Origin of the sequence: Methylobacterium sp. Leaf123, assembly GCF_001423405.1 — a bacterium.
GTDB lineage: Bacteria > Pseudomonadota > Alphaproteobacteria > Rhizobiales > Beijerinckiaceae > Methylobacterium.
The window spans coordinates 723,537-745,196 of the sequence record NZ_LMNS01000001.1; the positions used below are offsets into that span (position 1 = coordinate 723,537).

Below are 21,660 nucleotides of genomic sequence, written 5' to 3' on the forward strand. Positions count from 1 at the left end.
CGATCCCCAGCCGGGCTGATTCGTATTAATTTCGCCACACTGGTGTGGCCCCGCATCAGTGATGCCGCTTCTGTCGCGACGTTCTCAAAAGGTGCCAACCGACGCCCCGTCCCCCGAGGACGGTGCTGAGGCGGTCACGCGCCGGTTCGACTCGCCCCCGCGAGGGCCGGGCTGGATCGGGGCGGCGGTGGTGCTCACGGCACTGATCTCGGCCTCGGTCACCTTCCTGATCCTTGCCGGCATCATCCAGATCACGCGGACGCCGACGACGGGCGTCGCTTTGCTCTCGGTCAACGCCGCGCTGGTTCTCGCGCTGGTCGTCGTGATCGCCTGGGAGGCGCGGGTCTTCCTGCATGCCCGGCGCACCCACGCCTCGGTGGCGCGGCTGCACACCCGCATCGTCGGCCTGTTCAGCCTGATCGCGATCCTGCCGACGATCCTCCTCGCCATCGTCGCCTCGGTGACGATCGATGTCGGCCTGTCGCTCGGCTTCACCGACCGGGTCCGCGACGTGGTGCTGAAATCCGTGCAGGTCGCGGACGCCTACCAAGAGAATCACTGCCAGTCGCTCGCCCGCGAAATCCGGATCTTCGCCGACGACCTGACGCGGGCGCGGCCGAATTTTGACGTGAACCGCGAGTGGTTCGAGGGCTTCATGACCACCCGCGCCCAGGCGCTCGGTCTGCCGATCGTCAAGATCATGCGCGGGCCGAACGAGGTCGTGGCGCGCGCCAATATCGACGTGCTCAAGCAGACGCGCCTGCCCTCGGCGGCGGCCTTCGAGGATGCGGCGAAGTCCAGCGACCCGATCTGCCTGCTGCCGAACGAGGGACGGGTCTTCGCCGCCCTGATGCGGATGCCGGCTTACGACAATGCCGTGCTGCTGGTGCAGCGCGAGGTGAGCCAGCTCGCCATCGACTTTCCCGGCGTCGCCCGCGCCGCGGCGGCCGAGTACCTGACCTTCGACGAACTGCGCCGCTACGTGCAGATCGCCTTCGCCTCGGTCTTCATCCTGATCGCACTGATCACGCTGCTCTCGGCGGTGTGGTTCGGCCTGAACTTCGCCAACCGCTTCGTCGCGCCGATCCGCCGGCTCATCAACGCCGCCGACGAGGTCGCCGCCGGCAATTTCTACGCCCGCGTGCCGGCGCGGAAATCGGACGGCGACCTCGCTCATCTCGGCGAGAGCTTCAACACCATGACGCTGGAGCTGCGCCGCCAGCACGATGGCCTGCGCGCGGCCAACGACCTGATCGACCGCCGCCGCCGCTTCACCGAGGCCGTGCTGTCGGGCGTCTCGCCGGGCGTGCTCGGCGTCGATGCCGACGGCGTCATCACCATCGCCAATCCGGGTGCGGAGCGGACGCTGGGCCTCACCGCCCAGGAACTGGTCGGGCAGCCCCTGACGAATGTCGTGCCGGAGATCGCCGCCTTGTTCCCGGAGGCGGAGGGACGCCACCGCGCCCTGCAACAGCAGATCCAGCTCGTGCGCGGCGGCCGCGAGCGCACCATCGCGGTCCGCGTCACCAGCGAGCAGGCGCAGGGCGAGGCCCGCGGCTACGTCGTGACGCTCGACGACATCACCGATCTCGTCACGGCGCAGCGCACCTCGGCCTGGGCGGATGTCGCCCGCCGCATCGCCCACGAGATCAAGAACCCGCTGACCCCGATTCAGCTCTCGGCCGAGCGAATCCGGCGCAAGTACGGAAAAGTGATCACGACCGACAAGGACGTGTTCGAGCAATGCACCGCCACGATCGTGCGGCAGGTGGACGAGATCAAGCGGATGGTGGACGAGTTCTCCTCCTTCGCCCGGATGCCGAAGCCGGCGATCACGCAGCAGGATCTGGCCGAGATCGCGCGCCAGAACCTGTTCATGCTGCGCATGGCGCATCCCGATCTCGATTTCCCTTTCGAAACCGTCGGCGAGGACGAGAAGGGCCGCGTCGTCGCCGCCTTCGACGTGCGGCTGTTCTCCCAGGCGCTCACCAACATCCTCAAGAACGCCGTCGAGGCGGTTCAGGCGGTGCCGGAGGACGTGCTGACGGCCGAAGGCGGCAAGGGTCGCGTCGCCCTGAAGCTGGTCGTCGAAGAGGTGTTCGTGGTGATCGAAGTCACCGACAACGGAAAAGGCTTTCCGGCAGAGGGGCGCCAGCGCTTGCTCGAACCCTATATGACGACCCGCGAGGGCGGGACCGGCCTCGGCCTCGCGATCGTTTCCAAGGTGCTCGAGGAGCATGGCGGGGGGATCGAGCTGAACGACAACCCGGAGGGGCGCGGCGGACAGGTCCGCATGCGGCTGCCGCGGGAAGTCGGACGGCAGGACGAACGGAATTCCGGGACCGGTGCGGGACAGGAGCGGGATCGCTCCGCGGCACCGGGCACGCGTGACAGGACAACGATGGATAAGAACACGGAGGACGCCATGGAAGCGCGACGCGTCGCGGAGGTGCAGCCATGAGCGCCGACATCCTGATCGTCGACGACGAGGCCGACATCCGCGACTTGGTCGCGGGCATCCTGGACGACGAGGGGCATCGCACCCGAACCGCCGCCGGGTCCGACGAGGCGCTGGCGGCGATCGAATCGCGCCGGCCCCACCTCGTCTTCCTCGACATCTGGCTCCAGGGCTCGCGCCTCGACGGGTTGCAGGTGCTCGACCTCATCAAGGCGGGCCATCCGGACCTGCCGGTGGTGATGATTTCGGGCCACGGCAACATCGAGACCGCGGTGGCGGCGATCAAATCCGGCGCCTACGACTTCATCGAGAAGCCGTTCAAGGCCGACCGCCTGATCCTCGTCGCCGAGCGGGCGCTCGAAGCCTCGCGGCTCAAGCGCGAGGTGCGCGACCTCAAGGTCCGCTCGGGCCAAGCCAGCCGCATCGTCGGCGGCTCGGTCGCGGTCAACCAACTCCGCCAGACTATCGAGCGCGTGGCGCCGACCAACGCCCGCGTGATGATCTCGGGGGCACCGGGTGCCGGCAAGGAACTCTCGGCGCGCACCCTGCACGCTGCCTCCTCGCGGGCGAGCGGGCCCTTCGTCGTCATCAACGCGGCGACGATCACCCCGGAGACGATGGAAGCCGAGCTGTTCGGCGTCGAGGGCGGCGAGGGCCGGGTGCGGCGCGTCGGCGCTCTGGAGGAGGCGCATGGCGGCTCGCTCTACATCGACGAAGTCGCCGACATGCCCAAGGAAACGCAGAGCCGGATTCTGCGCGTCCTCGTCGATCAGAACTTCCAGCGCGTCGGCGGCACGGCCCGCGTCCATGTCGATGTGCGCATCATCTCCTCCTCGTCCCGCGACCTGACGGAGGAGATCGCGGCCGGGCGCTTCCGCGAGGATCTGTTCCACCGTCTCTCGGTGGTGCCGATCCGCATTCCCTCGCTGGCCGAACGGCGCGAGGACGTGCCGGAACTCATCACCTTCTTCATGGAGCAGATCTCGGCGGCCACCGGCCTGCCGCGGCGGCGCATCGCCGAGGACGCGATGGCGGTGCTCCAGTCGCACGACTGGCCCGGCAACGTCCGCCAGTTGCGCAACAACGTCGAGCGGCTGATGATCCTGACCCAGAGCGATCCGGATCAGGACGTCACGTCCGAGATGCTGCCGACCGAGATTGGCGCGCTGGTGCCGACGACGCCGACCGGTGCGGGCGGCGAGAAGCTGATGAGCCTGGCCCTGCGCGAGGCCCGCGAGATCTTCGAGCGGGAATACCTCATCGCGCAAATCGCTCGCTTCTCCGGCAACATCTCCCGCACCGCCGAATTCATCGGCATGGAGCGCTCGGCCCTCCACCGGAAACTGAAGTCACTCGGCATCGGCCCGTAACAGGCCCCTCAGGCGACGCCTGCTCGCCGATCGTTGGTCCCCTGGGACCGAGGGCGCAGCGGGCGTCGCGTGAGAGCCGTTCATTCGGCCCCCGCCGATTCGGCGGGAGCAGTTGCAAGGGGTGGATATTGACGCCTTGCGCTGCGAGGGGCCTCTTGCATCGCGGCAAGCTTCGCCCTGTAATAGAAACGGCCCGGCAGAGCGGTCCCAACACGTGAGAGCGCTGCCCCGCGCTTCAGCCACGGGACCCTGCTGATCCGTGGCGCGGGTCTCGAAACCAAGGATAAAAAGAAATGGCGGGCGAGCGCGCTCAGAACCTCCAGGACACGTTCCTGAATCATGTCCGCAAGAACAAGATCCCGCTGACGATCTTCCTCGTCAATGGGGTCAAGCTTCAAGGTGTCGTGACCTGGTTCGACAACTTCTGCGTCCTGCTTCGTCGGGACGGGCACTCGCAGCTGGTCTACAAGCACGCGATCTCGACGATCATGCCGGGTCATCCGGTGCAGCTGTTCGAGCCGGACGAAACGGCGCCTGAAAAGGCCTGAGCGCGCGAAGCGGGCCGGTTCCCGTCATTTGCAGAAGCCAGCGGATGTAAAATGGCGTCATCGTTCCGACATAAGGGAACGATGACACGGAGACGCCATGACTGAAATCCTTCCGCCCGGCGAAGCACGCCTGCAGGCGAAGGCCGCCCCCGAGGGCGAGATTGCCGCCGCGACCCGCACCTTGGTTCTCGGCCCCTATCTCACACGCGCCGCTCAGCGGCTCGCTCCGGGACAGACGGAGACCGTGCGCTCCGACGAGGCGCGGCTCGATGAAGCGGTCGGATTGGCCGCTGCCATCGAGCTCGACGTTACCCGAGCGATCTCGGTGCACATCCAGCGCCCGCGTCCCTCGACCTATCTCGGCAAGGGCCGGGTCGAGGAGATTGCCGGGCTCATCAAGGCCGAGGAGATCGGCCTCGTGGTGATGGATTGCGCCCTCTCGCCGGTGCAGCAGCGCAACCTCGAAAAGGCTTGGGGCGCCAAGGTCATCGACCGGACCGGCCTGATCCTCGAGATTTTCGGCCGGCGCGCCTCGACCCGCGAGGGTACGCTTCAGGTCGAACACGCCCATCTGGCCTATCAGAAGTCCCGCCTCGTGCGGTCGTGGACCCACTTGGAGCGGCAGCGCGGCGGCTTCGGCTTCCTCGGCGGCCCCGGTGAGACCCAGATCGAGGCCGATCGGCGGATGATTCAGGAGCGGATGACCCGGATCGAGCGCGACCTCGAAGCCGTCACCCGCACCCGCGGCCTCCACCGCAAGAGCCGCGCGCGGGTGCCGTATCCGATCGTGGCTTTGGTCGGCTACACCAATGCGGGCAAGTCGACGCTGTTCAACGCCCTGACCAAAGCCGAGGTGCGGGCGCAGGACATGCTGTTCGCCACCCTCGACCCGACCGCGCGGGCGACCAAGCTGCCGCATGGCGAGACGGTGATTCTCTCCGATACGGTGGGCTTCATCTCCGACCTGCCGACCTCCCTGATCGCTGCCTTCCGCGCTACGCTGGAAGACGTGATCGAGGCGGACATCCTGCTCCATGTGCGCGACGTCTCGCATGGCGACACCCAGGCCCAGGCCGAGGATGTCGAGAGCGTGCTGCGCGAACTCGGAATCGAGGCGGATGCGGAGCGGATCATCGAGGTGTGGAACAAGGCCGACCTCTTGGACAAGGGCGAGCGCACCCGGCTGCTCAACCTCAGCGCCGCGCATCGCGGAGCCGGGCCGGCACCGATTCTCATCTCGGCCGTGACGGGGGAGGGGCTTCCGGAACTCACCGAGCGAATCGAGGGGCAGGTGGCGCGGGCGCGCTCGACCTTCGCCGTGACGCTTCCGCCGGAGGATGGTGCCGCCCTCAACTGGCTCTACGAGAACGCCGAGGTGCTCGACCGGCAATCTGAGACCGGCGGCGCGATCGCGCTGACGATCCGCATCGCCCCGGAGAAGGAGCCCCGCTTCCTCAATCGGTTCGAGGCGGCCCAGCGCGTCGGCGGTCCGCAGAGTTCGCCGGCCGCGTAGAGCCTCGCCCGCCTGCGGGTGACAACGCTGCGAAGGGAAGCCCCCATCAAACGAAAAGGCCGGTGCCGCAATCAGCGGCACCGGCCTTTTTCTGTTCCGGAGCCTCATCCCGAAAGCCGGTACCGGCTCTCGGGACGATGATGGTGCGCTGGCCGTCAGTCCTTCGGCGCGGCGTGGGCGACCATGGCGAGGCTATGGTGCAGGCCGCTCGCGCCGCCGCCGACGACCTCGACCCGGGAGCCGGTCTTGGCCCGCCGCGTCGCCCATTCCCGCATCATCTCCAGGCAGGTGTGATCGACGTGGCGCAGATCCTGCGCTTCGAGCCGGACCGGCGAGCCTTCCGGCGTCCGCTCCAGCGCCGCCGTGAGGTGCGGCAGTTGGAGGAAGGTGGCCGAGCCCGAGAGCCGCAGCTCCGGCACGGCCTGAAGCGCTCCGCCCTGCACCGTCTGCGCCGCGCCGCCCTCGATCTTGAGCGGACCACGCAGGTAATGCGGGATCACCTGAAGGAGGCTGAGCGCGAGGCCCGTGAGAACACCGGTCAGGAGGTCGGTGGCGACGACCATCACCATGGTGGCGAGCCAGATCGCGGCGGTGGGCAGGCCGTAACGCTCATGCAGGTGGAAGGCGTGGGCGGGGCTCACGAGGCGCCAGCCCGTCACGACGAGGATGCCGGCGAGGGAGGCGGTCGGCACGACCTTCAGCACCATCGGCAGGACCAGCAGGAAGGCGAGGATCCAGCTCCCGTGCAGGATGGTGGAGGCGCGCGTCGCCGCACCCGCCTGGACGTTGGCCGAGGACCGGACGATCACGCCCGTCATCGGCAGGCCACCCGCGAGACCGCAGAGGATGTTGCCGATGCCCTGCGCCCCGAGTTCGCGGTTGTACTGCGTGCGCGGGCCGTCATGCATCCGGTCCACCGCCGCCGCCGAGAGCAGGCTCTCCGCGCTGGCGATGACCGCGAGGGTGACCGCCATGAGGATCATGGCCGGCTCGGACAAGCGGCTCCAGTCGCCCATTCCCGGCATGGTCACGGCGGAGAAGATGTTCTCCGGCACCTCGACGCGCTTGACGTCCATGCTTCCGACGACGGCCACGACGGTGCCGGCCAGGACGCCCATCAGCGCACCGGGGATCAGCTTCAGCTTGGCCGGACGGATCTTCTCCCAGCCGATCATCGCAACGATGGTGGCCAGGCCGACGATCACGGCCCCGGGGCGGTTGCCGTCCGGGCCGGAGACAAAGTTGAAGAACGCGGCGGGGATGGCGACGAGGTTGTCGAGGCCGCTGGCCTTGGGCAGGGCGTCGGTCAACACGTGGATCTGAGCCAGCACGATCAGGATGCCGATGCCGGCGAGCATGCCGTGCACGACCGCCGGCGAGATCGCCCTGAACCAGCCGCCGACCCGCAGCGCCCCGGCGAGAAGCTGGATGGCGCCCGCCGCGACGAGGACCGGCCCGAGCGCGTCGATGCCGTGCTCACGCACGAACTCGAAGACGATGACGGCGAGGCCCGCGGCCGGGCCGCTGACCTGAAGCGGCGAGCCGGCGAGGAAGCCGACGACGATGCCGCCGATGATGCCGGTGATGAGGCCGCGCTCGGCCGGCACGCCGGAGGCCATGGCGATGCCCATGCACAGGGGCATCGCCACGAGGAAGACGACGAAGGAGGCCGGGAGATCCCGGCCGATGGTCGATGGCATCAGCCGGGCGAGGGAGGCGCGCATTGCAAAATCTACTCCGCTGCGATGGCGTGGGGGATGGCGTGAGGGCCGGTTTGGGGGCCGGCAAATTCGGGCGTGGCGATCCGTGACGCCGAAGCCTGGGCGACGGGGACGCCCGAGGCTTCGTCGATGGGGATGAAGCGGCTGCGCTCGCCGCAATAGGCGAGCACCTGGCCGCTCTCGATTTCGAAGAACCAGCCGTGCAGGCGCAGCTTGCCGCGGGCCAAGGCCGTCGCCACGCTCGGGTGGGTGCGCAGATTGTTGAGCTGCACCACGACGTTCTCGAGGGCGACGGCGCGGTGGCGTTCCTTCGGGTCCATGCCCTCGGGATAGGCTTCGCAGACGATCTGCTTCGCCGCATGGCTGTGGCGCAGCCACGCCGCCACGTTGGGCATGTTGCTCAACGCCTCGGGATTCATGAGTCCCTTCATGGCGCCGCAATCGGAATGGCCGCAGATCACGATGTCGAGCACGCCGAGCGCGACGACCGCATATTCGATGGCGGAGGAGACGCCACCATTCTGCTGCGAGAAGGGCGGCACGATGTTGCCGGCGTTCCGGCATACGAAGAGGTCGCCCGGACCGGATTGCGTGATGTGCTCGGGCGAGACGCGGGAATCGGCGCAGGCAATGATCAGCGCCTGTGGCTGCTGACCGTCGCGCACCAGCCGCTGATACATCTGCTGCTGGCCCGGAAAGACCGTTCCCCGGAAATTCGAGAGGCCCTGTATGATGCCGTCCACGTCAAACCCCGCTGTCCGTCACCCTGCGTGAGCCGACACGCCGGGACGCATGAGATGCTGGCTGGATGGCAGGCGCGATCCGCCCGCCGGTCCGCGAAGTCTGATCAGGAGAGACGCGGCGATGCCTGCGTCTCCTTCAGGCACACGGGCGCCCGCGCCATCGCGAGGGCCGCGACGACGTGCGAACCGGTACGGTGGCGTTTGGGGTTTCCGGTCGGCCCGAATCGGGGCGGCCGGCGATCGCATGGCGAGGACGTGGCCGGCGGCGCGGATTGAGCGCCGCCGCCGGACAAGCCTTGGTTAGCGCGCGCGCCGCGGCGCGGTGCCGGCGGACCAGTGCGTCTGCACGGCGCCGAGACGGGCGGCGGGGCGAATGTCGCCACCCTTGGCGCCGGCGTTCTCGCTCAGCATCGGCGCGCCGAGGATCTGGCCCGAGCCCGAACGCTGCGAGTGGAGCGAGCGGGGGTCATGGTAGGGATCGTCGACGTAGCTGCTCATGAAACCGCCGCCCGCCTGCTGGCGGCTGCCGTTTCCACCGTCCTGCGCCTGCGCCGTGAGCGGCAAAGCAACGGCCGCAGCAGCCAGGAGACCGAGTGTCACAATCCGCTTCATATCGAACATCCTCTCGTAATCCCTGAGTGGCGAACTTTTTTTCGTCTTCTTCAGGTGTCGCAACAAGACAGTAGTTCTATGAATTATATTTGGAAAGTGCGTTTTATCACGGGGTTATACTTTTGATTTAATCCTGACAGATTGTTTGATGGGTGCGCAACCGCACCTTACGCCGATAAACTCGGCGTGATGCAGGGATGAAAATTGATTGCAACGGATCAGGATTAAATCTGACTACATCTCGACCAATTGTCCGGACCGCTTATCGACGACGAGAACGGCGCTCGATCATCCAAGTCCGCGGACAGGTGAGACGGTGCAACGTTTTCACGGGCATGGCGCGCTTCCTCGGGAACGGATCACGCAGGAATCGGACAGCCGGATCGGAATAGCGGAATTAAAGCGATGTGCGTTCTATTAGAGCGGGTCGTTGCGATTTGAGGATTAGACGCGCCGACGAGGCTCGTTTTCCAATTTCGAACCCGAATATCACAGCTTCACTTGATCGACCGCTCACCAGGCGACATGCGCACGTGCAAGCGGAATGAATATGTGTCGAATACTAATTTAACTGAGATTTTTATTATCAAAATGAATGTGCAAAAATGTATGTCCCCGAAACACGGCTCCCGTTCCCGTATTTAGCGACAGGCAATATTTCAAAACTTTCGCCGGTCCTCACGCGGAAATACCGAGCCAAAACTCGGCCTCGAAGCATCCCGCACGGCCGGTCCCGTCGCATCGATCGAGCGGGGCGGCGTTGCGCCATGCTTCGAGGCTCGGCACCTCAACCGAAAACCATCATGCCACCGGAGAGCGGCCGCTGCCGCTCAGCGCGGCCCGGCGGCCTGCTTGCGCTTGAGGAAGGCTTCCATCTGCGCGATTTCCGTGTCCTGCGCCTTCACGATGTCTTCGGCGAGCTTGCGAATCTCAGGGTCCTTCGAGTGTTCGAGGGCGATCTTCGCCATATCGATGGCGCCGCGATGGTGTGGGATCATCCCGCGCACGAAATCGAGATCGACGTCATTGGTGTACCGGATGTCCATGTCGCGGTGCATGCGCGCGTCGGCATCGCGAAACGCTTTGGTCGCCGCGCTGTCACCCGCCGCGGCCTTCGCCTCCGGTTGTCCATGCCCGTGATGGTGGTGCGGGTCCTGGGCGAAGGCGGCGCTGCCAAGAATGCAGGCGACGAGAACGGCGGGGATTGTTTTCGACATCGAGAATGCTCCGGGATCGGGGACGGAAATCAGTCGAAGCGGGCGCTGGCGGTGACGCCGCCGGGCCCGGTGATGCGCACCGCGCCACTGGGACGCTCCCCCAGAGACGCCTCGGCCGTGCCGGCGAGCCGGTTGCCTTCCGGGCTGAGGAGGACGCGGGCGGCCTTGGCGCCGGATTTGAGGATGGCGACCGCTTTGAACCCCTCGGCCGGCAGGGGCTTGCCGTCGCCGTCGCTGAGATAGACCGAGACGGTCTCGGCCCGCGTCACGAGTTCGGCATGCCACGCGCCCGCATCCTCGACACGACCGCCATGGGGGCCGGGCGGGTGATCGTGTTCATGGGCATGCTGGGCGCTCGCGGGTGCGGCCAGCAGAAGCAGAGCCAGCACGGCGCAGGACATCGCGCGGTTCATCGATCGTCTCCTTGAATGCGATGGATCAGAAGGCTTCACGCGCCGGTGCGTGCAGCGCATCGGCTCCGGCCGAAGCATGAAGCCGGGCGAAGGCGCCCCGCCCGAACAGCAGGACGAGGACGGGGGTGAGCACGGCATCGAGCAGGGTCGCGCTCATCAGGCCGCCGAAGATCGTCACGGCCACGGGGTGCAGGATCTCCTTGCCCGGCGCCGTGCCGTCGATCAGCAGCGGCACCAGGGCGATGCCGGCCGACAACGCCGTCATCAGCACCGGGGTCATCCGCTCCAGGCTCGCCCGTGTCACGAGGGCGGGGCCGAGGGGCAGCCCTTCGTCGCGGGCGAGGTTCAGCATGTGGCTGATCTTGAGGATGCCGTTGCGGGCGACGATGCCGGTGAGCGTGACGAAGCCGATCATCGAGGCGACCGAGAGCGGCAGATCGGCGATCCAGAGCGCCAGAACGCTGCCGATCAGCGCCAGCGGCACGTTGCCCATGACGATCAGGGCCAGGGGCACCGAGCGGTAGCGCCCGTGCAGCAGGGCGAAGACGAGGGCGAGCGACACGAGGCTGAGCCCGCCGATGGTGCGCGCGGCCTCGCCCTGCGCCTCGTAGCTGCCCTCCAGCCGCGCGCTCACGCCCTCGGGCAGGCGCGTCTCGTCCACCACCCGGCGGATGCCGGCGACGATGGCCGCCATATCGGTGCGGCCGTCGGAATTAGCCTGCACCACGATGCGGCGCCGCCCGTTCTCGCGCAGGATCTGGTTCGGCCCGTCGGTCTCGCGGATGTCGGCGAGTTCGCGGGCCGGCACCCAGCCCGACGGCGTCTCGATCAGGAGATCGCCGAGGGCCTGCGGGCTGCGCTGCGCCTCGGGCAGGCGCAGGGTCACGTCGAAGCGGCGCGGCCCGTCGGCGATGGTCGAGAGGGTGCGCCCGTTGGCGAGCCGGGCGATGGTCTCGACCACGGTCGAGGGCGACACGCCGTAGAGCGCGGCGCGGCCGTAATCGACCCGGATGTCGAGTTGCGGGATGCGCACCTGCCGCTCGACCTGAAGATCGGTGACGCCGGGCACCGCCGCGGCGATCCGCTCGCGGATGCCCACGGCCGCGGCGCGCAGGCTGTCGAGGTCGTCGCCGAACAGCTTCAGGGCGATCTCGGCGCGCACGCCCGAGAGCATATGGTCGAGCCGGTGCGAGATCGGCTGGCCGACATTGACCGTCACCGGCAGAACCGCGAGCCGCTCGCGGATCTCGGCGATCACCGTCTCGCGGGGGCGACCGGCCTTCAGCCGCACTTCGAGATCGGAGGAGTGGACGCCCTCGGCATGCTCGTCGAGTTCGGCGCGGCCGGTGCGGCGCCCGACGGTGGCGACTTCCGGTACATCGAGCACCAGCCGCTCCGCGATGGCGCCGACGCGGCTGCTCTCGGCGAGCGAGATGCCGGGGCGGAAGGTCACGTTGATGGTGAGCGAGCCCTCGTTGAAGGCCGGCAGGAAGGCGCGCGGCAGATGCACCGCGGCGATGCCCGCCGCGACGACGCAGACGGCAATGCCGGCGATCAGAACCCGAGGATGGGCCAGCGCGCGCTTGAGCAGCGCCGCGTTGCCGGCCTTGAGCCGCCGCACCAGCAGCGGTTCGTGCTCGGCCAGACTCTTCATGCCCGGCAGCAGCCAGGAGGCGAGAACCGGCGTCAGCGTGACGGAGACGAGGAGGCTGGCCAGGATCGCGACGATATAGGCTTGGCCGAGCGGGGCGAAGAGCCGGCCCTCAATGCCGGAGAGCGCAAAAAGCGGCACGAAGACGAGCACGATGATCGCCGTGGCGTAGACGATCCCGGAACGCACCTCGCTGGAGGCGGCCACCACCACGTCGAAGACGCTGCGGGGCGAGCCCTCGGCCCGGTTCTCGCGCAGCCGGCGGAAGATGTTCTCGACATCGACCACCGCGTCATCGACCAGTTCGCCGATGGCGATGGCGAGCCCGCCGAGCGTCATGGTGTTGATCGAGAAGCCCAACAGCCAGAACACCAGGGCCGTGGTCAGGATCGAGACCGGAATCGCGGTGAGCGAGATCAGGGTCGTGCGCGCGTTCATCAGGAAGGCGAACAGCACCACGGCCACCACCGCGACCGCCTCCATCAGCACCCGCTCGACATTGGCGAGCGAGGTCTCGATGAAGTCCGCCTGCCGGAACAGGATCTTTTGAGCGTCCATGCCCTTCGGCAGGGTGGGCGCGATCTCCTTCAGTGCCGCCTCGACGGCCTGCGTCAGGCGCACGGTATCGATGCCGGGCTGCTTCTCGACCGAGAGGATCACCGCCGGCTCGCCGCGATAGCCGCCATCGCCGCGCTTGGGCCGCGCCGCGAACGCCACCTCGGCGATCTGGCGCAGATAGACGCGGCCCTCGATCGCAGGGTTGCCGGTGCCGGGCAGATCGGCCGCCGCCGTCGCGCCCTGCGGGCCGGCCGGGATCACGAGGTTACGTAGATCCTCCAGGCTCAAGGTGCGGCCGATATTGCGGATCAGGATCTCGCGGGAATTGGCGTCGGCAAACCCGCCGCCGGCATTGGTGCCGAAACCCGACAAGGCGGTGGCGAGCGCCTCGTTGCTGACGCCGAGCGCCCGCATCGCCGCCGGGTTCGGGCTGACGCGGAACTGGCGCACCTCGCCGCCGATGGGAATCACCTGCGCGACGCCGGGAATCGAGAGCAGGCGCGGGCGCAGGATGAAGTCGGCGGTCTCGCGAACCTGCATCGGGTTCGACGTCTCGCTCGTCACGGCAACGAGCAGGATGCCGCCCATGATCGAGGCGACCGGGCCCATCTGCGGAACGACGCCCGTCGGCAGCTCGGAGCGCACCAGGGACAGGCGTTCGGCCACGAACTGGCGGTCGCGATAGAGGTCGGTGTCCCAGCCGAATTCGACGGTGACGATGGAGAGGCCGGGGCTCGACACCGAGCGGACGCGGGTGACGCCGGGCAGGCCGTTCATCCGCGTTTCGATCGGATAGGTGACGAGTTGCTCCACCTCCGGCGGGGCATAGCCCTCGGCCTCCGTCATCACCGTCACGGTGGGACGGTTGAGATCGGGCAGCACATCGACCGGCAGGCGCGTGAGCGCGAGGCCGCCGGCCAGCACGAGGCCGAGACAGAGCGCCAGGACCAGCACCCGGTTGAGAAGGGCACCGCGGACGAGAAGGGCGAGCATGGCGCGTCGTCCCTCAGCGGACCTGATCGAGCAGTTCGGCGCCCTGCACCACGACGCGCCGCCCGGCGCCGAGGCCGCCGGCCACGATCACCCGCTCGGCATCCAACGGTTCGACCCGCACGGCGCGCGGCTCGAACCGCTCGGCGGAGACATGCTCGTAGACCACCGCACCACTCTCGGTGCGCACGATCCCCGCACGGGGCACGGCCAAGCCGCCGATGGTCTCGCCGGTCGGCGCCAGCACGGTCACGAACTGACCGAGCCGGACGCCCTCCGCGCTTCCGGTGATCGCAAATTGCACCGGCACCGCTTGGTTGCGGTCAGCGAGGCCGGCGCCGCGGGATGCCAGCGCCAGCGTGCGCCCGTCGGGCAGCCGCGCGGTCGCGGCGGCGCCGGGCTCCAGGTCGACGAAGCTCAGCGCCTCGACATAGAGCTTGTCCGGATCGACGATGCGGAACACCATCGTGCCCGCTGCCGCCATCTGCCCGGCCACCGCCGCGCGCTCGGCGACCACGCCGTCCACCGGAGCGATCAGCTCTTCAGGGGCGCGGCGGATCGTGTCGAGGGCGGCGCGGCGGTCCTTCAGGCCGGTGAGTTCGGCGCGGGCGTCCTCAAGCGCCGTCTGCGCCACCGCGCCGGTCGTGGCGAGCCGCTCGTAGCGGGCGACCTTGCGGCCGGTGATGGCGATCTGCTGATCGAGATCGCCCTGGGTCTGGCGCATGTCCGAGAGATCGACCGCCTGGACCGGCGGCGTGACGGTGGCGAGCACCTCACCCTTGCGGACCCGCGCGCCGAGATTCGGGAAGCCGCCGGACGGGGGGGCGAGGCGGCCGCCGACCGAGGATTGGACCACACCGCTGGCATTCGGATCGGCGATGACGCGCCCCGGCAATTCGACCGTGCGGCGGTGGTCGGCGATGTCGGTGAGGCCGGTGCGCAAAGCGAGCAGGCGCTGCGTCGATTTCGGGACGAACACCGCGCCGCCTGGTAGGCGCCGGGCGCGCTCGAGCGGCACGGTCGTGGGCGTGGTGAGCGCCACGCCCCGAAACGGTGCGGCCACCCCTTCGCCGGACTCAGTTTTCTCGTGATCATGCCCCTCTTGCTCATGCCCTTCATGAGCGAGCGCGGCCGTACCGAGGAGCAGCGTCAGGGTCAGGGCGAGGACCGCGAAGGCGGGGAGCGCCCGGCGCGAGCGCAGGAGCATGATGACGGCGAGCCCAAGCAGGAATCCGCCCGCGGCGGCACCGATCGGACCCTGATGGGTCAGATGCCGGCGGAGATTGGCAAGCCACGCCGACGCCTCGGCCGGGACCGGCATCGCTGCCGCCTCCGGCTCGGGCAGGCGTAGATCAAGGGCCAGCACATCCGTCGTGCCGTCGGCCGTCACAGTGGCGAGCAGGTCGTATCGCTGACCCCGGGCGAGCCAGGGGGCCGCGATCTCGTAGACGCCCTCGCCGACGGCCCGCGTTTCGGCCGGACCGTCCGGCGTCTCGATCTCCATCGCGGCGCCGGTCACGGGCTCGTTGCTGGCAAAGCGATCGAGATAGAATCGTATCCGGTCGCCGGACGCCACCGCCACGAGTTCGAAGGCGTCCGAGGCCGCTTCGGCACGGGGGGCGGTCTGTGCGGGGAGGGCTGGGGCCTCGACGCCGTGGCTGTGGCCCTCATGGGCCTGGGCAACGCTGCCGGCTGCCGATGCGGCGGCGAGCACGAGCAGGACGGCCAGCGCCCGAAGCGCCGCCGCGAGACGGATGAACATGGGGAACGAAACCTTCGCCGGATGAGCAACGACATCACCCGGCACGGAGCGTACCGGATGGAGATCGGGCGTCAGGCGAGGGTTCGGGGCGGCTCGATCTGTGCCTCGGGCACGATGCCCGACAGACGCGGTGCGTCACGAGCCGGGGCACGGGCCTGGGCGGCGGCCGGAGGAAGAGCCGGAACCGCTGAAGGGGCGAGCCCGGTGGCGCAGCAGGAGGACGGCGCATGGCCGCACACACCGCCGGCTGCGCAAGCCGGGCAGGCACATTCCATCCGGGAGGCCTCGATCACCGGGATCGCGTCCGCCCGAACGACCGAGAACGGAGCCGCGAGCCGGGCATCCGCTCCGGCCATCACGACGTCAGGCGCCGGGGCAACGACCGGCTGCGCCTGAGCGATCGGCTCGTGCGCGAAATGCCCGTGGACAGCTTGCCCATGGGCGCTGTGCGCGCGGGCGCCGGACGGCATCAGCGTCGCGGCGACCATCACGATCACCGCCGCCAGCCAGAGCGCTATGGAACGAGCGGACTTCATTGTGCTTGACCCATAGCACGGACGCGCCGCCGTCAACAGAGGCCGGCCGGCGATGCCGGCGGCAAAGCTGGCGTTCACAAGCACGGCATCCCCCGCCTGGAATCGCCATCTTCGTTGGACTTGGAGACACAAATCGAGGCTTGATGACGGCGCGACGGATCGTCTCGCTCCGGTTGTATAGCAAAGAATATGGGTGCTTAAGGCGCCGACGCGTCAGCCGTTTCCCCGCCTGCTGTTCGTGGGTTGGCTGGGGGTGCGGACGCGGTGCGGCATCATCCTTCCGCTTCAATGTGCCTAGTGCGGATGCCGCGTTGAAACTCTCGATCCGTCCGTCGCTTATAGGGCGTTCCGGCCGCGGTAACGCTCCGGATCAGCGCCGGAAAGGTTGAGCTATGATACACCACTGGACCGTGCGAGCGCGCCTTCCATTTAACGTTCTACGCTTCTACGGCAACGCTGGACTTGAGTGTTCCATCCTCAATACCCACAAGCCTGTCGTAGTTTTTTGAATTCTTCTCTTGCATCGGTGCGCGTCACGTATGATTTTGGCGCACGGGGGCTTACGGAACGGACAAGCAGAATGACAGAAGAAAACCAGAAATCGTTCAACGATTTCGTCGAATTGGCGAGCGATATCGTCTCGTCCTATGTGTCGAACAACTCAGTCCCCGCTTCCGAGCTTCCGGGCCTGATCATCAGCGTACATACGGCGCTGACGACCCTCAGCAGCCCCGAGACCGTGGCCGCGCCGGCCGAGGAAGTGGTCGAGAAGCCGTCCTCCGGGCAGGTCCGCAAGTCGGTCACGCCGGATGCGATCATCAGCTTCATCGACGGCAAGCCGTACAAGACCCTCAAGCGCCATCTCGGCACCCACGGTCTCGATCCCTATTCGTATCGCCAGCGCTACGGCCTGCCGAACGACTATCCGATGGTCGCGCCGAACTATGCCGCACAGCGCTCCGCCCTCGCGAAGTCGATCGGCCTCGGCCGGCCGGGCGGTCGGATCGAGGAAGAGGCCCCCGCGCCCGAGCCGACGACCAAGTCGCGTTCGCGCCAGAAGGTCGCGTAAACCGGCGCTCGCCGCAGGGACGGACGGCCGGACCGGTCGTTCGTGAAACCTTTGCGTTCGGCGAGCGTCAACCGCATGATCGAGGTGACGAGCGGTCCCGTCGTCCGCTCCCGCGGCGTGCCGCCCCAAGGACATGCGATGGCGCGTTTGCCCACCCTACTTCTCGACATCGCCGGGACGACCTGCGCCTTGCCGCGGGCCGAGATCCGCGAGATTCTCCCGCTGCCGCGTCTGCATGCGCCGCCGGCTGCGGGCGGTCCGCTCGCGGGCTTCCTCAATCTGGCCGGGGAGCCGGTGCCCGTCATCGATCTGGCCGCCCTGTTCGCACTTCGCGAAGCGGGCGGCGGTCGCGATCCCTACCGGCACGTCGTGCTGGCCCGTGGGGGCGGCATCGCCTTTCTCGTCGATCGGGCGCTCGATCTCGTTCAGGTGGACGACGAGGCCCTGCGGCCGGTCGATCCGGCCCGCAGCCTCAACGGCTGCGTCGTCGGCGAATTCGCGCGGGACGACAAACTCGTGCACCTCCTCTCCCTTGACCGCATCCTGACTCTCGAAGAGCGGACCCGCCTCGACGCGCTGACCCGTCAGGCGACGGCGCGGCTCGCCCGGTTCGAGCCCGATGGGGCGCGAGCCGTCTGAGGACAAAGGTCGTGACGGTCCCCGTCGAGCGGTCCCGGCGCGTCGTCAGCGCGACGGTGGATCCCGGATTTCCGGCTCTGAAGGATCGGGTGATCGCCCGGACCGGGCACAATTATTATGAAGACAAGGACGACCTGCTCTACGACCGTCTGCGCAAGCGGATGCGGACCTGTGGGGTTGCCGATTGCGCCGCCTACCAGTCTTTGCTCGACGGCGCGGCCGGCCGGGAGGAATGGCCCGCACTCGAGGCCGAAATCACCATCGGCGAGACCTTCTTCTTTCGCTACGCCGAACAATTCGCGGCCCTGCGCCGAACGATTCTTCCGGAATTGATCGAGGCACGCCGCGAGATCCGCCGTCTGCGGATCTGGAGTGCCGGCTGTTCCACGGGGGCCGAGCCCTATTCCCTCGCCATCCTTGTGCACGACCTTCTCGGCGACGCCCTTCCCGATTGGTCCGTGACGATCCTCGGCACCGATCTCAGTGCCGCCGCGCTCGCCACCGCGCGCGAGGCCGAGTTCGGCCCATGGGCCCTGCGCACCCTGGACACCGAGGAGCGCGCACGCTGGTTCCGCCGCACCCCCGTGCGGCCGGGCTTGCCGCATGGCGGCTACGCGCTGCGGCCGGCCTTTCGCCGCATGGTGCGATTCGAGCGGCAGAACCTCCTGACCCTGATCGACGGGAGCGACCGGACGCAGGGGGGCTTCGACCTGATCCTGTGCCGCAACGTGCTGATCTATTTCAGCGCCGACCATGTCACCCGCATCGTGCGGGCGCTCGGCGAGCGGTTGAACCCGCAGGGCTGGCTCCTGATCGGACATGCCGAGCCCAATCCCACCTTCTCGCAATGGCTGCAGCCCGTAGCCCTGCCGGGAACGGTCGCCTATCGCCCGATCGATACGCCGGTGCCCCCGCCGCTGCCCGTCGTCATGCCCGCGCTTCCGGATGTGGTGCCGATTCTCGTCGCCCCGCCGCCGGCACCCGCACCCGCCGCCCCGGCGCTGGACTTGCCGGAGCTGCCTTTGCCGGCGCCGATCCCGAGACCGGCAGCCGCCGCGATCGAGCATCCGCTATCGCCGGGTGATCTCCTGGCCGAGATTCGCGTGCTGGCCGATGCGGGCGAGACCGCGCGGGCATGGCGCCGACTGCATGAGGAAATCGACGGCTACGCCACCGATTCGCCCTTACGCTACTACGAAGGTCTGCTCGCCCTCGATCTCGGGCGGGAGCGGGAGGCCGAACGGGCCCTGCGGGGGGCGCTGTTCCTCGATCGCGGCTTCGTCATGGCCCATTTCCAGCTCGGTTTGCTGCTCGCCCGCGTCGGACGCCGGGGCGAGGCCGCCCGCGCCCTCGACAACGCCCTGCGCCTCGCGCAAGGACTGCCGCCCGAAACGATCCTGCCGGAGGGAGACGGAGTGAGCGCCGCACGCTTGGCCGAGAGCGCACGCCGTGCCCTGGCCGGAATCACGGGCCGAAACGCATGAAGATCGGCGTCACCGCCGGGGCGGATGCCGAAGCGCGCACGGCCGCTTTGCTCGATGCGCGCGCCGCCGCGCTCGCGGCCCGAACGGTGGGGCAGGAGCGGACGATCGAGACCGCCGCCTATCTCGTTTGCGCCTGCGGTGCCGAGCGCTACGGCCTGCCGCTCACGGCGGTCGCGGGCGTCACGCCCGAGCGGCCCTGCACGGAGCTGCCGGGAGCGCCGCCGGCGCTGCGGGGCATCACGGCGGTGGCGGGCGTGATCGTCAGCGTGCTCGATCTTGCCGCCTGCCTCGGGCTCGACCGCGCGGAGACGGACGAAACCGGGCACGTGGTGCGTCTGCGTGCGCAGGAGCCGCCGGTGGCGCTTGCCGTCGATCGCGTGCTCGGCATCGCGCAGATCGAAACCACGCTGGCCCGGCCGACGCCAGAATCAGAAAGTCTGGGACGCGGGCCGCTTTCGGGCTATGCACCGCCCGGCTCGGACAGGACGGGGGGAATCCCCGAGGATTTCTCCGTCGTCGATATCCCGGCCCTGCTCGCCCGCTTCACGACCTGATCGTCGCGAGCGCTCTTAACGCCGCTTCTGTGGAGCGCGCGTCACAACAGAAGCTCGGTGCCGCCCGCGATGGGGGGCGGCTCCGAGGCCCCGAACCCTCTCCCCGCACCGCCTGCCGGAGCCATGTCGCCCGTGTCGATCTCGATCGGAAAACGCATCCTCCTCGGCTTCGTGGCGGCGAGCCTGATCGTGGCGGCCCTGGGCGCCTACGCGTTGCGCCAGATCGGCAGCGTGCGCGACATGACCGACCTGATCGTGACGCGCGATGTCGGCGTGCTGCGCCAGCTCGACGACCTCGGCAACGTCGCGCGCAATATGGGTCTCGTGCGCCGCAACGCGGTGATCTCCGTTCTGACGCAGGCGCAGGGGAATGCGGCGTCGACCTCCGGCCGTTCGGACGATTTCCTGGGAAGCTGGCGCCAGAACGTGGCGGAGCTGGAGCGGCTCCTGAACACCATCACCGGCGAGGTGAAGGAGTATCAATCCGCCGCGCTCTCCGCGGATCGCGTCGCCGCCTGGGGCCGCCTCGGCGCCGTCTTCACCGAGACGAGCGAGGCCTTCCGCCAGGTCCGCAACGCCAGCGAGCAGCAGCTTCGCGCCGTGGATGCCCGCGACATCGCCACGGTCGAGGCGCGAAACGAGGACGTCAACCGGCTGCACGATGGCTTGCTGCGCAGCATCTCCAACGCCCGCACCGCCCTCGACGGCGTCATCGGTGCCGGCCAGCGCAGCGTCAGCGACATCTATCGCAACAGCGTGATCTCCGTCGCCATCACGGTCGCCGCCTCGATCCTGCTCTCCATCCTGGTGACGGTGCTGATCAGCCGCGCCGTGGTCCGCCCGCTGGAAGACGTGATGCGCTTCGTGGCGCAGATCGGTGACGGCGATCTGACGGGACGCCTGAACCGCTCCGGCAGCGACGAGATCGGGCGCCTCGGCGACACGTTGAACCGGATGGTGGCCGGCTTGTCCGACCTTGCCCGAACCAACCGCGCCGCCACCGCCGACCTCAACGCCGCGGCGGCCGAAATCCGCGCCTCCGCCCAGCAGCAGGCAGCCAGCGTCGAGGAGCAGTTCGCCGCCGTTCAGGAGACCGCGGCGACTGTGGACGAAATCACCCATTCGGGCGCGCAGATCTCGAAGCGCGCCACCGAAGTCATCGCCACCGCCCAGGCCGCAGCGCAGACCGCACGGTCCGGCCTGCGCGCCGCCACCGACACTGCCAAGGCGATGGATTCGATCCGTGAGCAGGGCGAGGCGGTCGCGGGCAACATCGTCGCCCTCAGCGAGAAGACGCAGGCCATCGGCGAGATCATCGTCACGGTGAACGACATCTCGGAGCGCACCCACCTGCTGGCCCTCAACGCTGCCATCGAGGCGGCGGCGGCGGGCGAAAGCGGCCGCAGCTTCGCCATCGTCGCCTCCGAGATGAAGCTGCTGGCTGACCAAGCGAAGGGTGCGACCGCGCAGGTGCGCGGCATCCTCGGGGAGATCCAGCGCGGCATCAACGCTTCGGTGATGCTCACCGAGGAGGCGGTCAAGCGCGCCGCCGCCGGCAAGAACCGCACCGATTCGACCGTCCGCACCATCGAGGAGATGGCGGCGCGGGTGGAGGAGGGCGTGCAGACCTTCCAGCAGATCGTGGCTTCGACCAACCAGCAACAGCTCGGCATCGAGCAGGTGATGGGCGCGTTGCAGAACATCCGGCAGGCGAGCCAGCAGACGGCCGCCGGCACCCGCGAGGTCGAAACCGCCTCGGCCAACCTGACCGAGCTGGCACAGGGGCTGATGGCTCTGGCCGAGCGCTACCGGCTTTAACGGT

The 21,660-nt window shown here is 68.4% G+C and carries 17 protein-coding genes; 9 read left to right on the forward strand and 8 right to left on the reverse strand.

The annotated features are described in order from the left end of the window. Positions 1–61: 61 nt before the first annotated feature. The 4 genes from ASF53_RS03175 to hflX all read left to right on the forward strand — a co-directional run bounded on the left by ASF53_RS03175 (position 62) and on the right by hflX (position 5,889). Positions 62–2,461, forward strand: coding sequence for a sensor histidine kinase NtrY-like (locus tag ASF53_RS03175; protein WP_056193588.1), 2,400 nt, complete (start codon positions 62–64; stop codon positions 2,459–2,461). After that, positions 2,458–3,828 carry a nitrogen assimilation response regulator NtrX gene (ntrX, locus tag ASF53_RS03180; RefSeq protein WP_003600268.1) on the forward strand — a complete coding sequence of 457 codons (1,371 nt, stop codon included), beginning with the start codon at positions 2,458–2,460 and terminating at the stop codon, positions 3,826–3,828. The genes ASF53_RS03175 and ntrX overlap by 4 nt, the downstream gene beginning before the upstream one ends. A gap of 293 nt (positions 3,829–4,121) precedes the next feature. Further along, positions 4,122–4,376: an RNA chaperone Hfq gene (hfq, locus tag ASF53_RS03185; RefSeq protein ID WP_003600267.1), complete on the forward strand. Its 255-nt coding sequence runs from the start codon at positions 4,122–4,124 to the stop codon at positions 4,374–4,376. Between the two features lie 97 nt (positions 4,377–4,473). Further along, positions 4,474–5,889, forward strand: coding sequence for a GTPase HflX (hflX, locus tag ASF53_RS03190; protein WP_056193591.1), 1,416 nt, complete (start codon positions 4,474–4,476; stop codon positions 5,887–5,889). A 155-nt stretch (positions 5,890–6,044) separates the two neighbouring features. On the opposite strand, the gene ASF53_RS03195 is transcribed toward hflX, so the two are convergent. The 8 genes from ASF53_RS03195 to ASF53_RS03230 all read right to left on the reverse strand — a co-directional run bounded on the left by ASF53_RS03195 (position 6,045) and on the right by ASF53_RS03230 (position 16,092). Next, positions 6,045–7,613, reverse strand: a complete 1,569-nt coding sequence (locus tag ASF53_RS03195) for a SulP family inorganic anion transporter (RefSeq protein WP_056193595.1) — start codon at positions 7,611–7,613, stop codon at positions 6,045–6,047. An 8-nt stretch (positions 7,614–7,621) separates the two neighbouring features. Next, positions 7,622–8,353 carry a carbonic anhydrase gene (locus tag ASF53_RS03200; RefSeq protein ID WP_056193598.1) on the reverse strand — a complete coding sequence of 244 codons (732 nt, stop codon included), beginning with the start codon at positions 8,351–8,353 and terminating at the stop codon, positions 7,622–7,624. Positions 8,354–8,653: 300 nt separating this feature from the next. Beyond that, positions 8,654–8,965 carry a hypothetical protein gene (locus ASF53_RS03205; protein WP_056193911.1) on the reverse strand — a complete coding sequence of 104 codons (312 nt, stop codon included), beginning with the start codon at positions 8,963–8,965 and terminating at the stop codon, positions 8,654–8,656. A gap of 830 nt (positions 8,966–9,795) precedes the next feature. After that, on the reverse strand, positions 9,796–10,182 hold the full coding sequence (gene copM, locus ASF53_RS03210; RefSeq protein WP_056193601.1) for a CopM family metallochaperone: 387 nt from the start codon (positions 10,180–10,182) through the stop codon (positions 9,796–9,798). Positions 10,183–10,211: 29 nt separating this feature from the next. Further along, positions 10,212–10,595 (reverse strand): hypothetical protein, encoded by a 384-nt coding sequence (locus tag ASF53_RS03215; protein WP_056193604.1) that lies wholly within the window; start codon positions 10,593–10,595, stop codon positions 10,212–10,214. A gap of 25 nt (positions 10,596–10,620) precedes the next feature. Then, complete coding sequence (locus ASF53_RS03220) at positions 10,621–13,797, reverse strand: efflux RND transporter permease subunit (protein ID WP_056193607.1); 3,177 nt, start codon at positions 13,795–13,797, stop codon at positions 10,621–10,623. A 13-nt stretch (positions 13,798–13,810) separates the two neighbouring features. Continuing rightward, on the reverse strand, positions 13,811–15,556 hold the full coding sequence (locus ASF53_RS03225; RefSeq protein ID WP_056193610.1) for an efflux RND transporter periplasmic adaptor subunit: 1,746 nt from the start codon (positions 15,554–15,556) through the stop codon (positions 13,811–13,813). Positions 15,557–15,627: 71 nt separating this feature from the next. After that, positions 15,628–16,092: a hypothetical protein gene (locus tag ASF53_RS03230; RefSeq protein ID WP_056193613.1), complete on the reverse strand. Its 465-nt coding sequence runs from the start codon at positions 16,090–16,092 to the stop codon at positions 15,628–15,630. Positions 16,093–16,672: 580 nt separating this feature from the next. Between ASF53_RS03230 and ASF53_RS03235 the strand changes: the two genes are divergently transcribed. The 5 genes from ASF53_RS03235 to ASF53_RS03255 all read left to right on the forward strand — a co-directional run bounded on the left by ASF53_RS03235 (position 16,673) and on the right by ASF53_RS03255 (position 21,656). After that, positions 16,673–17,161 (forward strand): Ros/MucR family transcriptional regulator, encoded by a 489-nt coding sequence (locus ASF53_RS03235; protein ID WP_056193617.1) that lies wholly within the window; start codon positions 16,673–16,675, stop codon positions 17,159–17,161. 138 nt (positions 17,162–17,299) lie between these two features. Continuing rightward, positions 17,300–17,800, forward strand: a complete 501-nt coding sequence (locus ASF53_RS03240) for a chemotaxis protein CheW (protein WP_056193915.1) — start codon at positions 17,300–17,302, stop codon at positions 17,798–17,800. Positions 17,801–17,811: 11 nt separating this feature from the next. After that, on the forward strand, positions 17,812–19,284 hold the full coding sequence (locus tag ASF53_RS03245; protein WP_056193620.1) for a CheR family methyltransferase: 1,473 nt from the start codon (positions 17,812–17,814) through the stop codon (positions 19,282–19,284). Beyond that, positions 19,281–19,838: a chemotaxis protein CheW gene (locus ASF53_RS03250; protein WP_056193623.1), complete on the forward strand. Its 558-nt coding sequence runs from the start codon at positions 19,281–19,283 to the stop codon at positions 19,836–19,838. Before ASF53_RS03245 ends, ASF53_RS03250 begins: the two co-directional genes overlap by 4 nt. A 69-nt stretch (positions 19,839–19,907) precedes the next feature. After that, positions 19,908–21,656, forward strand: a complete 1,749-nt coding sequence (locus ASF53_RS03255; protein WP_082482282.1) for a methyl-accepting chemotaxis protein — start codon at positions 19,908–19,910, stop codon at positions 21,654–21,656. The last annotated feature ends 4 nt before the right edge of the window (positions 21,657–21,660 follow it).